Genomic DNA, 14,434 nt, shown 5'->3' with positions numbered 1-14,434 from the left:
AGCTCAGTGAATCGAGGCGCCCGTCGCGGAGAAATTCGCGAGGAGCGTCGCGTGATAGGGCTCGATCGGCAGGCGTACGCCAAGCGCCGTAAAGAGCTCCAGCGCGCGTTCCAGGGTCGTCAGGACGCCGGGCATCCACAGACGCTGCAAACGAATCGGCGCCTCGCCGACCAGTTCCGCGAACTGATAGAGACCGTATTCCTGGATGGCCTTGAACAGGACCAGACCCACGAGATGAAGATCGCCGGTATCGAGCGCGATGACCGCCTGTGCGGCCCAGCGCTCTTCACGGATTGTGATGAGATCTGCCTCAGCAAAACGTTCACCGATATGATCCATCGCGAGAGAGGCAGGAAAGTTGGACAGGAGGCTCACTACGTTTCTCCAAAGCCAGATAGTCCAATTACGGCATTCTTGGCAAAAGCTGAAGGGTAGCACGCAGCCTCGCGCGTTCGATGCCCCCACATTCGAGGCCCACTTCAATCTGGCGTTCTCGTTGCGTTTCGACGCGTTTCCGTCGCGCTTTCGTGGTGTAAACGCAGCAGACATTCGCGCATGCAATCGCCGGGGTGCACACGTCTACACTTGCGTGGGAAAGCCCTTTCGATAGCGAACATCGGGGCGGCACGGGGGTGCGTAATGCGCAGTGAAGTGCGGCCCGGGTGGGGACGCGTCGAGGGATCGGGCGCGCATGGCGTGCCGGGTGCGGGCGAACCGCAGGCACCGCGGCAATGGCATAAGACTTGCTGTCTCGCGACGGACCTTCCCAGCGAGCCGGCAGTGCGCATCGAACAGTTCACCACCGAGTCCTATCCGATCCATCAGCGCGCGCAGGTCTGGCGGGAAGCGTTGCGTCCGCACCAGCTGCAGTCCGCCATCGCCTCGGAAGCCTCGCCGTTGCTGGCGCCACAGATCTTCGGTCAGCTTACGGCGGCGCGCACGGGCCGGGGCGTGGGACTCGTGCGCATTGCCTCGTGTGCGCAGACGCTCGCGCACGCGGGTGGCGCCGCGGACCTCGATCGGGCCGACCGTGGCGGCGACGCGATCTGGCTCGCCCTGCACCAAACCGGGCGCGCCGCGCTCCACGATGGGGACCAGGCCGTCGCGCTGTCGCCGGGCGACATCGTCTACGGGCCCACGCATACGGCCGCGCGCCTCGTCTTCGATTCCGACTTTCGCCAGTTCCTCGTCTCCGTGCCCGCGGCGGCCCTGAAATCGCGCCTGCCCGACGCGCAGGCGCTGCTGACCGGCCATCTGTCGGGCCAGGCGGGCATGGGACGCCTGCTGGCTGGCACACTCGGCGCGCTGGCCGACGCGTTCGACACGCTCAGCGACGACGAAGTCTCCACCGTCGAATCGTCGCTGCTCGACTACGTGGCCACGAGTCTCGCCGACCGGCACGACAATGCCACCGCCGCCATCGGCAGCACGCAGGCCGCCACCTATCGCCGCGTCTGCCAGTTCATCGAAAGCGCGCTCAGCGATCCCGCCCTCTCGCTCGCCCTTGTCGCCGCGCACGAGAACATCTCCGAGCGGCTCGTGCAGAAGCTATTCGAAGGCACGGGACAGACGTTCACCGGCTACGTGCGGCAGCGCCGCCTCGAACAATGCCGCGCCGATCTCGGCAGCCGCCAGTACGGGCACCTGTCCATCTCCGATATCTGCTTTCGGTGGGGCTTCAACGATGCGGCGCACTTCAGCCATGCGTTCCGCGACCGGTACAAGATGTCGCCACGGCAGTACCGGCAGCAGGCCAACGAGGCCAGCCAGCAGACGCTGCGCAAGCGCATCCGGCGCGGCTGGCCCTCGGGATACTTCGAGACACAGCCCGATGTGCCACTGGAAGCGCCGGCCGATGCGCGCGTCGCCACGGCGACATCGCCGCAAAGGGACGCTTCCGCCGCCATCGCCGAATCGCCAGCCGGCCGCCATCATCACCTGCCCGCCACGCCCGAGACCATCCACTGGGGCTACTTCAGCCAGACCATCCCGCCGGTGCTCACGATCGACTCGGGCGACATCGTCACCATCGAAACGCTCACACAGCATGCGTACGACGATTACGACCGCATGATCAAGGGGGACTCCGGGGCCGAGCGCGTGTTTCAGTGGACGCGCGAACACAAGGCCATCGACCGCCGCGGCGCGGGACCCACCGATGCGTCCATCTACGGGCGCGGCAGCGGCGAAGGCTTCGGCGTGCATATCTGCACGGGACCGATCTATGTGAAGGACGCCGAGCCCGGCGACGTGCTCGAGGTGCGCATTCTCGACCTCGCGCCGCGGCTTACGGCCAACGCGCGCTATGCGCAGCGCGCCTTCGGCAGCAACGCGGCCACCTGGTGGGGTTTTCATTACGACGACCTCATCGAAGCGCCGAGGCCGCGCGAGGTCATCACCATCTACGAGGTCAACTGCGAGCCCGGCCGCACGTGCGCGCACGCGGTCTACAACTTCCGCTGGACGCCGCAGCGCGATCCCAGCGGCACGCTGCATCCGACCATCGACTATCCCGGCGTGCCGATCGACCGCGCGTCGATCGTCGAGAACCACGGCGTGCTCGCCGGCATCGAGATTCCCGTGCGGCCGCACTTCGGCGTGATTGCGCTCGCGCCCGCGGAAACGGGCGTGGTGGATTCAATTCCGCCGTCCTACTTCGGCGGCAATCTCGACAACTGGCGCATCGCCAAGGGCGCCACCGTCTATCTGCGCGTGGGCGTCGATGGCGGCCTGCTATCCGTCGGCGACCCGCATGCCTCGCAAGGCGACAGCGAACTGTGCGGCACCGCGATCGAATGCTCGCTCACGGGCGTGTTCCAGATCGTCCTGCACAAGGCGCGGGACCTGACCACCGAGCCGTTCGCCGATATCGACTACCCGCTCGTGGAAACCGCCGACGAGTGGGTGCTGCACGGCTTCTCGCACGCCAACTATCTCAAGGATCTCGGCGATCAGGCACGCAGCCTCGTCTACGAGAACTCGTCGCTGGATCCCGCCATGCGCGATGCGTTCCGCAAGACGCGCCGCTTCCTGATGACCGCAATGGGCCTGACCGAGGACGAAGCGATCTCGCTGATGTCCGTGGCCGTCGACTTCGGCGTGACGCAGGTCGTCGACGGCAACTGGGGCGTGCATGCGGTGGTGCGCAAGGCGATGTTCCGGCAACGGCTGCGGGACAGGCAGCCGTCCGCATGACCGGGCTATCGGCCGAACTGCCGCCCAAACACCTCCTTGCGGATCGAGCCATGCACGCCCCAGTTCGCATCCACCACCTGCGTCACCCCGAAATCGGCCGCCACCGATAGCAGCGCAATGGCCTCGTCCTCGCTGAGCCTATGCACCTGCATCAGAAAGCGCCGCAGCTTGCGGAACGCATCGCGCATGGCCTGGTCCAGCGACGAGTGCTGCGCCACGGCGGTCTGCGCATCGGGGCCCAGCGCCGCCAGATAGTTCGGGAACGTGAAGCCGTACACCGACCACTGCTCGTCGGTCTCGAGCATCGGATGATCGAGCCCCTCGAGGATCGTGCCCTCCAGCTGGTTCTTCTTGTGCAGCACGAACTCGAAATCGCCGGTCAGCGACGTTTCGATCGCGGTGCCGCCGAGCTCGCTGTCGCCCTGCGCCGCATGCGGATCGCCCACCGAGAAGAACGCGCCGGCCACGGCCACCGGATAGTACATGCGCGCGCCCTTGCCGACGCGCCAGTCATCGATATTGCCGCCGGTATAGCTCGGCGGAATCGAGCTCACGAAATCGGACTCCGAGGGCGCGAGGCCCATCGTGCCGAAATGCAGCCGCGCGGGCACCTTCACATCGCGCAGGATGTTCTCGCGCTTGCGCACCAGGCTATGGTCGACGCGCACGCCCGGATAGTCGATCGTGGGATGCACCACGCCATCGGGATCGGTCTGCGGCGTCCAGATGTAGTTGTAGACCGCGCGCGCATAGGGCTCGCCCGACGTATCGAGTTCGAAGATCGTGATGACCTCGCGGGGCTTGGGCTCCTCGATCAGATCGCGGTAATGGAAGCCCCACGACGCGGCCGCGTTCGATCCGAAGCATCGCCCGGCAAAGCAGGCGCTGCAGCTGGGCCGCGGCCGCACGTCGAGGATGCGCACCTCGAGCACGTCGCCGGGCTCCGCGCCCTCGATCGCCACGGGTCCCGTCAGCAGATGCACGCCGACGCCCTCGCCTTCGCCGTACTGGAACGTGCCCGTGGTGGGCCCCGCGCCCCGGCGCGATATCGCCTTGTGCTCGCGCGTCCAGGCGAACACCGACTCCGCGCCGGGGTCGCCCGCGATCATGCGTTCATAGTCGTCGTTGGCATGGTGCGTGAGCGTTTCGATCGTGACGCGATCGCCCGATCGCACCGTCAGCGACGGGGCGACGGCCTTGCTGAAATAGCCCCAGTGCACGGTCTGCGGCGACACGCGAAGAGTATGCTGCTTCATGGTTCGATTTGAATGATATGGCTGGAAAGATTCAGGCGTCCGCGGTCATCACGCTCAGGAATCGCGCGGTCTGCGGATGCGAAGGTTGCGTCAGCACCTGCCGCGCGGGTCCGCTCTCGATGATGCGGCCGTCGGCCAGGAACACCACGCGGTCCGCCACTTCCGCGGCAAAGCGCAGCTGGTGCGTCGAGATGATCATCGTGAGTCCGTCCTCGCGCGCGAGCGTGCGAATGACGTCGAGCACCTCGTTGACGCGTTCCGGATCCAGCGCGGACGTCGGCTCGTCGAGCAGCAGCACGCGCGGATGGGGCGCCAGCGCGCGCGCGATGGCCACGCGCTGCTGCTGGCCGCCCGACATATGCCGCGGCAGCGCATCGGCGCGGTGCGACAGCCCCACGCGTTCGAGCAGGCCCAGCGCGCGCGCGTCGGCCGCTTCGTCGGACCATCCATGCACCCACCGCAGCGGTCCCGCGATGTTCTCGCGCGCGGTCAGATGCGCGAACAGGTTGAATTGCTGGAACACCATGCCCACGCCAAGGCTCGCGCGCTCGCGCGCCAGATCGGCGGGCCGCATCAGTTGCCCGTCGGGCCGGTAACCGAGGCGCTTGCCGTGCACGTGGATATGGCCGGCATCCCATCCTTCCAGATGGTTGATACAGCGCAGCAGCGTGCTCTTGCCCGATCCGCTGGGCCCGAGCAACGCCACCACCTCGCCTTCGCCGATGGTCAGGCTCAGGTCGGTCAGCACGGCCTGCGCGCCGTAGGCTTTCGTGACGCCGTTGACGCGCACCGCCACGGGCGCCTGCGCCAGCCGCTGCGCGCGGGCCGCCACGGCTGCCGCGGCGTCCGGCAGCCCGTCCGCCCTCGCGATGACGGCCTCTGCCGACGCCTGTGCGGGCGTCACGGGCGGCTGTACGGCCACCACGCTCTGGGCCCTCACCCATGGCAGCCACCGCGCGATGCCGGTCCGCGTGCCATGCTTCTCCAGATCGAACCGCGATTCGAGCGCCACCTGCACGAGCCCGACCGCGCCCGTCAGCACGAGGTACATGACACCCGACGCAAAGAAGATCGAGAAGAAATCGAACGTCGATGACGCCAGCTGCGTGCTGCGCAGCGTGAGTTCCTGCACCGCGATCACCGAGGCCAGCGACGAGTTCTTGAGCGTGCTCACGGCCTCGTTGCCCATCGCCGGGATCATCGCGCGCAGCGCCTGCGGCGCGACGATCCGGCGCATCAGCACGGACGGTGTCATGCCGAGCGCCTGCCCGGCCGACAGCTGCCCGCGATCCACGCCGAGCACGCCGGCCCGGAACATCTCCGCGATGAACGTCGCCTCGTTGAACGCCAGTGCCACGCCCGCCGCCAGCAGACCCGGCAGCTTGATGCCCACATGCGGCAGCGCGTCGTAGACGAACACCATCTGCAGGATCAGCGGCGTGCCGCGAAAGATCACCGCGTAGCCGCGCGCGAACGTCGCCAGCGGACGAAAGCGGCTCAGCTGCATCGCCGCGAGTACGAGCCCGATCAGCGTGCCGCCCACCAGGCCGATCGCCGTCGCGCCGAGCGTGAACTCGGCACCGGCCAGCAGGTACGGCAGCGTCAGGTAATGGAAGAACAGTTCCATCGCCGGCGCGCCGTTACTTGGCCGCGCTGTTGGCTGCGCTGTTCGCGAGCACGAGGCGCGGCGCCTCGAGATTCTCCTCGGGCAGGTTGTTCTTCTTGAGCATCGCGGTCTGCACGCCGGATTTCTGCAGCACCACCAGCGCGGCCATCATCGCCTCGCGGAAATCGGTCTTGTTCTTCGGCACGGCGATGCCCACCGAGTACGGAATCGTCACGGCGATCGCCTTCTCGAGCTTGTCCGGATACGCCTTGACCGCGCCATCCACCGTGTTCACGTCGTTGATATACGTGTCCGCACGGCCTGCGAGAATCGCCTGGATGCAGCTCTGGTTGTTGTCGTACAGCTGCACCTGCGGCTCGGGCTTGCCCTGCGCCTTGCATTGCGCGGCCAGCGCCTGGATCAGCGGCACCTCGACGTAACCGGTGTTCTCGGCCGCCACCGTGCCGCACAACGATGCGTTGATACCCGTGATCTTCTTCGGATTGCCCTTGGCCACGAGCACGCCGTCGAACACCTTCGAGTACGTGATGAAGTCCGCGGCCTTCGCGCGCTCTTCGGTCGCGTAGATATCGGAGATGACGAAGTCCGCCTGGCCCGCCTGCAGCGTGGTCAGCAGCGCCGCGAACGTCACCGGCTTGTACGTGACCTTGAAGCCGAGGCAGGCGCCGAGCGTTTCGCCGAGGTCGATATCGAAGCCGATATAGCGGCTCGGGTCTTTCGGATCGATCGTTTCGTAGCCGGGCGTATGCGGATTGATGGCGTTGACCAGCGTCTTGCCCTTGAACTGCGGGTACCTGGCCTGCAGCGCCGCGCATTCGGCCGCGGGCGGCGTGAATACCTCGGCATGGACCGGCGCGCTGGACAGGGTCAGCATGCCGCCGGTACCGATCGCGCACGCAAGCATGAGGGTGCGACGGATGCCGCGGTGGATGCCGCAACGGAAGGCGGCGAACAGGCTCTTCATGGCTCAGGACTCCCTTGTTGCGGCCCCGGCGAACACCGTTGTCCGCCCCGGCTACCGCTTTCCGGAGTCTAAAAAACCCGTCGCCAGGAGACTTGTCTGGAGGCGCACGAGTTCTTGTCCGCACCGCCCGCCATTACCCGATCCATTTCTGACAGTTTTGTAATGTTCGATTATGACAAAGCTGTAATGTTAATACCCTTCGCTACATTGCCAAAATGTAATGAAAAAACCTCCCGCAGGCGTACGCGTTTCATTTATAAAGGAGAAACGTGCCGTGGACTGGTGTCACATCGCACGACTCAGCCCGCAGGCCGGCCCGCGGGCATTTTTTTTGCCAATTTATTCCGTAACGGCGTGAACGGATAATATCCATTTAATCGCGGAATAATCCCCTCATTTGGTGAAAACCCTGCCACGGCTTTATCTTGCTCTTCGCTGGTATATCACATACTGTGTAGCCGTTCCCCACGCATTTTGTTAATGCTGCACCCGCGAGAAGGCAACAGCCACCCAATGGAGTGGCCAGGACACCGTTTTGCCTGCAATGCGAGAGGGATCGGCAATTCCTATGCACCCACATAAAAGGCGTTTGCCGCGATTTACTTCGCGTGCGAATTCCCGATTGATTTCGATTGGTTTTCGATCGTCTTCCGATTGATGCCGATTAATCAACGGTTATCGCCATCAATATAGGAGACATCGAGACATGAATAACGCATCGGCAACGCTCTCCCCCAACCAGCCAACGGACAACAAGCGGTGGCTCCAGCTGATCGCGGGCGTGGTCTGCATGGTGGCCACGGCCAACATCCAGTACGCCTGGACGCTGTTCGTCCCGGAAATCGAGGAAACCTACGGCTGGCCCCGCGCACAGATCCAGGTCGCCTTCACGCTGTTCGTACTCGTGCAGACGTGGCTGGCACCGATCGAGGGCTACTTTATCGACAAGTTCGGGCCACGGCTGATGGTCGCGTTCGGCGCCATCATGATCGGCACGGCATGGGTCATCAACGCGCAGGCCACCACGCTCATGGGCTTCTATATCGGCGCGGCCGTCGGCGGTATCGGCGTGGGCTCGATCTACGCCACCTGTATCAACAACGCGCTCAAATGGTTCCCGGACCGGCGCGGTCTCGCGGTCGGCCTCACGGCGGGCGGCTACGGCGCCGGCTCCGCGGCGACGATCCTGCCCATCGCGTCGATGATCGAATCGGCCGGCTACCAGGAAACCTTCCTGTTCTTCGGGCTGCTGCAGGGCTCCATCGCGTTCGTCGCGGCCTGGTTCCTGCGTGCACCGAAGGCTACCGAGGTCCGCGCATCGAGCAAGCTGGCACAGGCCACGCGCGACTACACGCTCAAGGAGGCCATGAGCACCAAGCTGTTCTGGCTGATGCTCGTCATGTTCGTGCTCGTGGTCACGGGCGGCATGATGGCCGTGGCGCAGCTCGGCGTCATCGCGAAGGACCTCGGCGTCAAGGAGTTCCAGGTCGACCTGCACTTCTTCGTGATGGCCGCGCTGCCCCTCGCGCTGATGCTGGACCGCATCATGAACGGTATCTCGCGCCCGCTGTTCGGCTGGATCTCGGACAACATCGGCCGAGAGAAAACGATGGTCATCGCGTTCACGCTCGAAGGCTTCGGCATCATCGCGCTTGGCTACTGGGGCAGCAATCCGTACGCGTTCCTGATCCTGTCCGGCGTCGTGTTCCTGGCGTGGGGCGAGGTGTACTCGCTGTTCTCCGCGCTGGCCGGCGATGCATTCGGCACCAAGCACATCGGCAAGATCTACGGCGTGCTCTACACGGCGAAGGGCATTGGCGCACTGTTCGTGCCGATCGGCAACCTGATGATGGAAGCCACGGGCACGTGGTCGACGGTGCTCTACACCGTCGCCGCGATGGACCTGACCGCGGCCTTCCTCGCCTTCACGGTACTGAGACCGGTGCTGGCCAGCCACGTGGCATCGTCGAAACGGCTGTTCGCCTCGGAGGCGGCCACCACATCGGCGGGGGCACGCGTGGGCGCCTGATACTGCAGGCGGCAATCCAGACAAAAAGCGGGCTTCGCGAAAAGCCCGCTTTTTTTATGTCCGGCACGCTTTACGGCCAATGCGTCCCACACGCGACAACGAACCGCCTCGGCAGGCACTACAGTGAAACATCGTGCGGGCGGGACGCCGGTACGGAACTCCGGCGCGCCCCCGCGCGTCGACACTTCCAGACCACCTTTGCCGCACACCGTCGATTGCCAGTCATCAAGGAGCCAGCATGCCCGCCACCCTCGCAGCCGATCTCATCACCGCCGTCCTCGCCAATGCCGGTGTACAGCGCATCTATGGCGTCGTCGGCGACAGCCTCAACGGCATTACGGAATCGTTGCGCAAACGCGAGGACATCGACTGGATCCACACGCGCCATGAAGAAGCGGCCGCATTTGCCGCGGGCGCCGAGGCGCATCTGACCGGCGACCTCGCCGTGTGCGCGGGCAGTTGCGGGCCGGGCAACCTGCATCTGATCAACGGCCTGTTCGATTGCCATCGATCGCGGGTGCCGGTGCTGGCGATCGCCGCGCATATTCCGAGTGCCGAGATCGGCCGCAACTATTTTCAGGAGACGCATCCGGAGAACCTGTTCCGCGAATGCAGTCACTACTGCGAGCTCGTCACGAGCGTCGATCAGTTGCCCGGTGTGCTGGAGACGGCCATCCGCACGGCCGTCGGCAAGCGCGGCGTCGCGGTCGTCGTGATTCCCGGCGACGTGGCGCTGCGGCAGGTGTCCGCAGGCATGTCCGCGCCGGCCGCACTGATCCCGAAAGAGCCGGTGGTCGTACCCGACCAGGCGTCGCTGACCACGCTGGCGCAGATGCTCGCGGACAGCGGCAAGGTCACGATGCTGTGCGGGCGAGGCTGCGCGGGCAGCCACGATCAGGTCGTGCGTCTTGCCGAAACGCTGAAGGCGCCCATCGTGCATGCGCTGGGCGGCAAGGAATACATCGAGTACGACAATCCGTACGATGTCGGCATGACCGGGCTGATCGGCTTCAGCTCGGGCTATCACGCGATGGAGAACTGCGACACGCTGCTGATGCTCGGGACCGATTTCCCGTATCGGCAGTTCTATCCGTCGCATGCGAGGGTCATCCAGATCGATGTCCGCGCGGAGAATCTGGGCCGGCGCACGCGACTCGATCTCGGCCTCGTCGGCGATGTCGGCGCCACGCTCGATGCGCTGCAACCGTTGCTGACCGCGAAGACCGACACCACATACCTCGATGCGTGCGTGCGCCACTATCGCAGCGCGCGCAAGGAGCTCGACGACCTGGCCAGCGGCGACAGCGGCCGCAAGCCGATCCACCCGCAGCATGTCGCGCGGCTACTGAGCGAGAAGGCGTCGGAAGATGCCGTCTTCACGTTCGACGTCGGCACCCCGACGATCTGGGCGGCCCGCTATCTGCGCATGAACGGCAAGCGCCGGCTGATCGGCTCGCTCGCGCACGGCTCGATGGCCAACGCCCTGCCGCAGGCCATCGGCGCGCAATCGGCCTATCCCGGCCGCCAGATCATCAGCATGTCCGGCGACGGCGGCTTTGCGATGATGATGGGCGACTTCCTCACGCTCACTCAGCAGAAGCTGCCCGTGAAGGTCGTGATCTTCAACAACAGCGTGCTGGGCTTCGTCGCATTGGAAATGAAAGCCGCGGGCCTGCTGGAGACCGGCACCGCCCTCGACAATCCAGACTTCGGTGCCATGGCCCGCGCCATCGGCATCTGGGGCCAGCGCGTGGAAGACCCGCGCGACCTCCCGGCCGCCATCGACGCGATGCTGCAACACGACGGCCCCGCCCTGCTCGACGTGGTCACGAACACGCAGGAACTGGCGATGCCGCCCGCACTGAAGGCCGAACAGGTCAAGGGCTTCAGCCTGTGGGCCCTGAAGGCCGTCATGAACGGCCGCGCGGACGAACTGGTGGAGTTGGCGAAAACGAATCTGCTGCGGTAGTGCCTGCCGGGCCCTTGTCGGAAGACTCGCGCGAAAAATGGCCGCATTCCGATAGCCGCATAGTGCGGCCACGATCATCATCGGGCTTCCGACATTCCAAAGGCGCCCACCGATGGCCACGCGAGAAATCGAAGTCTTTCAGGTCTTCTACGACGGCCCCGTGCCCGCACGCCGCCACGCCAATACCATCGTTCTCGTGCCGGCCCTGGTGGCCGTCACCGACTTGTTCACGGCCGTGATGTCAGCGGTCCACGGCAATACGAAGCGGTTACGCGTGGAGGTCCACAGGGGCGTAAAGCCGGGATACTTCGGCGTCAGGTTTCTGCAAGTGGAAGACGAAACGCGGAAGACCTCGTTTGGCACGCGCGCGAGCAGCGAAGTAGCAACCGTCAGCGTCCTGCTTCTGCTCGCCGCGCCGATGTGCGGACTGATCTGGTTCCTGCGACATCTGCGCGGCCTGCCTCCCAACGAGGTCGCCGCCGCCAGACGACGGCTCGCAAATCGCGCCATCGACAAACCCTTCGAAGGGGTAGACCCCCGCACGCTGGCCATGTGGCGCTGCCCCAAGGTCCGCAAAAGCCTCGCCGCCGCACTCGCGCCATTGCGCAGGGGCGGCTACACAAGCTTCAACCTCATCCGCGACAGAAACGTCTGGCTCCAGATCAACGCCGACGAAGTCGACACGTTCGCCGCAACGAACAGGTCCAGAAAACCAAGATCGACATCCAAGACGAAGCAGGACCCTCCGGCATAAGGACGGCGCCGCGCATCCAGAAACGACAATGCCCGCTTGCGCGGGCATTTGGACACGCAGCCGCCCGTCGCGGCGAGATACGAAATACTACCGCTACGACCCAAACCCCAGGCCCATCCGCTGCTCGAATCGCCGCTCCTGAATCGTCCGCTCACCAAAATGCCGCCGCGGATTGCCACACATCCAGCAACTACAGACGGCCGCCGCCCCCACCCATCGCCCCAACTCGCGCGCATCTCGCGCACCGCCGTGATAGCCCCGCCGCTTCGCCTTCAACCGCGCAATCTGCGCCCGCCGATACGCTCTTCCCTTTTCCATTCGTCATCCTTCCACGTTTCATAAGCCGAATGTGCGAAAGCCCGCTCATGGCGGGCTGTGGAAGAGGCAACGCGAAGTCGCACCGATGCGATGCGCTAACCCCATGCTAGACGACGTTCGCCACGACATCAATATGGGCCGGCGAGCATGGCCGCTACCTCCAAAGAGGGATTGCCGCCTTGCCGCGGAGAAACGACAGTACTTGCACGAACCAAGATAGGTTTACAGGTCGCAGTCGCGGTAACGATTTGGACGGGTATAAAGATGAACCTCATGAGAAGCACGGCGGCGGCCGTGATGGCATTCCTCGTTGCCACGCCCACATGGGCAGCCTGCTTCGGCTCTCAGAACATGTACACCTGCAACGATAGCTCGGGAAATTCGTATCAGGTCAATCGCATGGGCAACGTGACCACGATGAACGGCTACAACGCGCAAACCGGTTCGTCATGGAATCAGTCTTCGCAGCATTACGGCAACAGCACCCATACCACGGGGACGGCATCCAATGGTAATAGCTGGAACAGCACGACGCAGAACTATGGGAACGGCTACACCAGCACCTACGGAACCGATTCGCATGGCCGCAGCTTCAGCCGGCAGTGCGGCCCCTACGGATGCAATTGACAGAGACAGCTAATGGCAAACGGGGTGACTCGCGACGGGTCAACTCCCACAGGATGCTGTACGCGGTGACTTGAGAACGTAGATAGCTTGGCGAAGCAAAAGGCCCGAGCGGTTTAAAACGCTGAGGCAGCCAAGATGCACCGAGAACGCCCTGGATGCCAGTTGTGTACGCCACCGGCCTACTGGCGGCGGGCATCAGGGTAGCAAAAATCTTTCTCCATTGAGAGTCCCGGACCCGCCGAAAGGCGGCTTTTTCCTATGCGCTATTCCCCTCCCAAAGCAGCAGACTTCCAACGCCTGAAGAACGACCTCGGACGCACCGGCGAAGAAATGGCCGACCTATTCGGCGTGGCCGGCGGCCAGCAATGGCGCAAGTACACCGGCGGCGCTCAGCCGCGCGAGATGGCGCCACAGATGCTGTTCTTTGGCGCGGCGCGGCTGGCGCTGTCCGATGAAGAGTTAGAACGCGTGCTAGCGCGTATGCGGGAGATTGGTGCGGCTATCGACTTGTCCGTCGAGGCACCGGCCGACGAGCAGGACTGAACCCGTCGCGCAGAATTCTGCGTCAGCAGAATCGAATTTCGATCGTTCCGGAGAGGCTGAAACCGCGTTCACCTGTCCGATCCGATGTCCATCTCGGACATCCCGGCTCGCCACTCGAAGTCCTGTTTCGGCATCATCTATACGCTCCCCCCACTCACTATGAGAACCCTTGCTGCGTTGTTTGCCGTGATCGTGCTTGCCGCACCCTCGGCCCACGGCCGGAGCGAGTATCCGGAAGCACAGCTATTCGAACAGGCGGAGCGATTGAACGACCGATGCCGCGGAGGATCTGGAGACGACCCTGCCACGATGCGTGCGTGCGATCAACGAGACGCCGTTATCACCCGCCTTAAAAAGGCGGGATGGTGTTATGGAAAGGAAAGTGATTACGGCTATCAGCGCGTGTGGCAGCGTTGCCACGCCGGCGTCGCAGCTCCGGCTAAATCAACCGAGATCACGGGATACGTATTCAGTCGCGGTGGGGGCAATGTATCGCCGGGCGACGTTATTAGGCGGGACGACATGATCTATGTACTCTACTCTCACGTTCCCTGCAGTCTGCCCATCGCCGCCGCACCGAATATGCAGGCCGCCGAACTGTTCCAAGGTCGCAAGCTGACGCGGGCCTGTTGGGCGCCGACGATCAGCCCGCTGGCCGATAAGTTCACGATTGTCAGCCAATATGGGCACGTCGAATCGAGCAGCCTATTCGGCTTTGTGGAGACGAGATTCCGCGCCGACGGTGACGCAATAGCTGTCGGGCCGGCGATATCGCAGCATGAATACCGCAGGCGCCTGGACGAGTATATGCGATCGCTGCGCTAGCAATACCTCTTGCCACTGCACGCCAAAAGACTCGCGAAGTCTAATCGCCTTAGGCGCCCTGCGATGCGTGCGCGCACGCCGAAGTTATGTAAGCCGGCGAAGAACGTCCCGAGACAAGCGTTACCCCACAAATCCCATATTTGGCGGGATTGACGGGGATTTTGCGGGACAGTGAAGGACTTGCTAGGAAGGGTATCTGGCGGAGAGAGGGGGATTCGAACCCCCGATAGGCTATTAACCTATACACGCTTTCCAGGCGTGCGACTTAAACCACTCATCCATCTCTCCGGGAAGTCCGCGATTATAGCAGAGCCACTCGCGCTGTCC

General features: G+C 64.2%; 10 protein-coding genes, 1 tRNA gene and 1 pseudogene. 7 read left to right on the top strand and 5 right to left on the bottom strand.

What is annotated here, in order from left to right:
• Nucleotides 1-3: 3 nt before the first annotated feature.
• Nucleotides 4-375, bottom strand: coding sequence for a hypothetical protein (locus FOB72_RS03120; protein WP_223851395.1), 372 nt, complete (start codon nucleotides 373-375; stop codon nucleotides 4-6).
• A 405-nt stretch (nucleotides 376-780) separates the two neighbouring features.
• On the opposite strand from FOB72_RS03120, the gene FOB72_RS03115 reads away from it, so the two are divergent.
• On the top strand, nucleotides 781-3,195 hold the full coding sequence (locus FOB72_RS03115; RefSeq protein ID WP_150371190.1) for an acetamidase/formamidase family protein: 2,415 nt from the start codon (nucleotides 781-783) through the stop codon (nucleotides 3,193-3,195).
• A 5-nt stretch (nucleotides 3,196-3,200) separates the two neighbouring features.
• Here FOB72_RS03115 and FOB72_RS03110 read toward each other — a convergent pair.
• The 3 genes and pseudogenes from FOB72_RS03110 to FOB72_RS03100 form a co-directional block, all read right to left on the bottom strand.
• A pseudogene (locus FOB72_RS03110) lies at nucleotides 3,201-4,496 on the bottom strand (acetamidase/formamidase family protein); the annotation flags it as partial.
• Nucleotides 4,483-6,078 carry an amino acid ABC transporter permease/ATP-binding protein gene (locus FOB72_RS03105; RefSeq protein ID WP_150371188.1) on the bottom strand — a complete coding sequence of 532 codons (1,596 nt, stop codon included), beginning with the start codon at nucleotides 6,076-6,078 and terminating at the stop codon, nucleotides 4,483-4,485. The pseudogene FOB72_RS03110 and the gene FOB72_RS03105, both read right to left, overlap by 14 nt.
• A 13-nt stretch (nucleotides 6,079-6,091) precedes the next feature.
• Nucleotides 6,092-7,042, bottom strand: coding sequence for an ABC transporter substrate-binding protein (locus FOB72_RS03100; protein ID WP_223851394.1), 951 nt, complete (start codon nucleotides 7,040-7,042; stop codon nucleotides 6,092-6,094).
• Nucleotides 7,043-7,748: 706 nt separating this feature from the next.
• Here FOB72_RS03100 and oxlT point away from each other — a divergent pair.
• The 6 genes from oxlT to FOB72_RS03070 all read left to right on the top strand — a co-directional run bounded on the left by oxlT (nucleotide 7,749) and on the right by FOB72_RS03070 (nucleotide 14,107).
• The gene (gene oxlT / locus FOB72_RS03095; RefSeq protein WP_150371187.1) at nucleotides 7,749-9,071 is read left to right on the top strand and encodes an oxalate/formate MFS antiporter; all 1,323 of its coding nucleotides are present in this window, start codon (nucleotides 7,749-7,751) and stop codon (nucleotides 9,069-9,071) included.
• Nucleotides 9,072-9,309: 238 nt separating this feature from the next.
• On the top strand, nucleotides 9,310-11,040 hold the full coding sequence (poxB, locus tag FOB72_RS03090) for a ubiquinone-dependent pyruvate dehydrogenase (protein WP_150371186.1): 1,731 nt from the start codon (nucleotides 9,310-9,312) through the stop codon (nucleotides 11,038-11,040).
• A gap of 112 nt (nucleotides 11,041-11,152) precedes the next feature.
• Nucleotides 11,153-11,794 (top strand): hypothetical protein, encoded by a 642-nt coding sequence (locus tag FOB72_RS03085; RefSeq protein ID WP_150371185.1) that lies wholly within the window; start codon nucleotides 11,153-11,155, stop codon nucleotides 11,792-11,794.
• Between the two features lie 582 nt (nucleotides 11,795-12,376).
• Nucleotides 12,377-12,739, top strand: a complete 363-nt coding sequence (locus FOB72_RS03080) for a hypothetical protein (protein ID WP_223851393.1) — start codon at nucleotides 12,377-12,379, stop codon at nucleotides 12,737-12,739.
• A gap of 258 nt (nucleotides 12,740-12,997) precedes the next feature.
• Nucleotides 12,998-13,282, top strand: coding sequence for an XRE family transcriptional regulator (locus tag FOB72_RS03075; RefSeq protein WP_150371184.1), 285 nt, complete (start codon nucleotides 12,998-13,000; stop codon nucleotides 13,280-13,282).
• A gap of 84 nt (nucleotides 13,283-13,366) precedes the next feature.
• Nucleotides 13,367-14,107, top strand: a complete 741-nt coding sequence (locus FOB72_RS03070) for a hypothetical protein (RefSeq protein ID WP_150371183.1) — start codon at nucleotides 13,367-13,369, stop codon at nucleotides 14,105-14,107.
• Between the two features lie 197 nt (nucleotides 14,108-14,304).
• Here FOB72_RS03070 and FOB72_RS03065 read toward each other — a convergent pair.
• Nucleotides 14,305-14,395 (bottom strand) — tRNA-Ser (locus tag FOB72_RS03065).
• Nucleotides 14,396-14,434: the final 39 nt, after the last annotated feature.

The sequence above is a fragment of the Cupriavidus pauculus genome (genome assembly GCF_008693385.1).
GTDB lineage: Bacteria > Pseudomonadota > Gammaproteobacteria > Burkholderiales > Burkholderiaceae > Cupriavidus > Cupriavidus pauculus_D.
This window is presented reverse-complemented; position numbering and strand designations above follow the sequence as displayed.

What these genes read in the sequence shown, in the direction of transcription:
- FOB72_RS03105 (WP_150371188.1), bottom strand. Translation starts at nt 6,078, where the DNA reads ATGGAACTGTTCTTCCATTACCTGACGCTGCCGTACCTGCTGGCCGGT.
- FOB72_RS03100 (WP_223851394.1), bottom strand. Translation starts at nt 7,042, where the DNA reads ATGAAGAGCCTGTTCGCCGCCTTCCGTTGCGGCATCCACCGCGGCATC.
- oxlT (WP_150371187.1), top strand. Translation starts at nt 7,749, where the DNA reads ATGAATAACGCATCGGCAACGCTCTCCCCCAACCAGCCAACGGACAAC.
- poxB (WP_150371186.1), top strand. Translation starts at nt 9,310, where the DNA reads ATGCCCGCCACCCTCGCAGCCGATCTCATCACCGCCGTCCTCGCCAAT.
- FOB72_RS03085 (WP_150371185.1), top strand. Translation starts at nt 11,153, where the DNA reads ATGGCCACGCGAGAAATCGAAGTCTTTCAGGTCTTCTACGACGGCCCC.
- FOB72_RS03080 (WP_223851393.1), top strand. Translation starts at nt 12,377, where the DNA reads ATGAACCTCATGAGAAGCACGGCGGCGGCCGTGATGGCATTCCTCGTT.
- FOB72_RS03075 (WP_150371184.1), top strand. Translation starts at nt 12,998, where the DNA reads ATGCGCTATTCCCCTCCCAAAGCAGCAGACTTCCAACGCCTGAAGAAC.
- FOB72_RS03070 (WP_150371183.1), top strand. Translation starts at nt 13,367, where the DNA reads ATGTCCATCTCGGACATCCCGGCTCGCCACTCGAAGTCCTGTTTCGGC.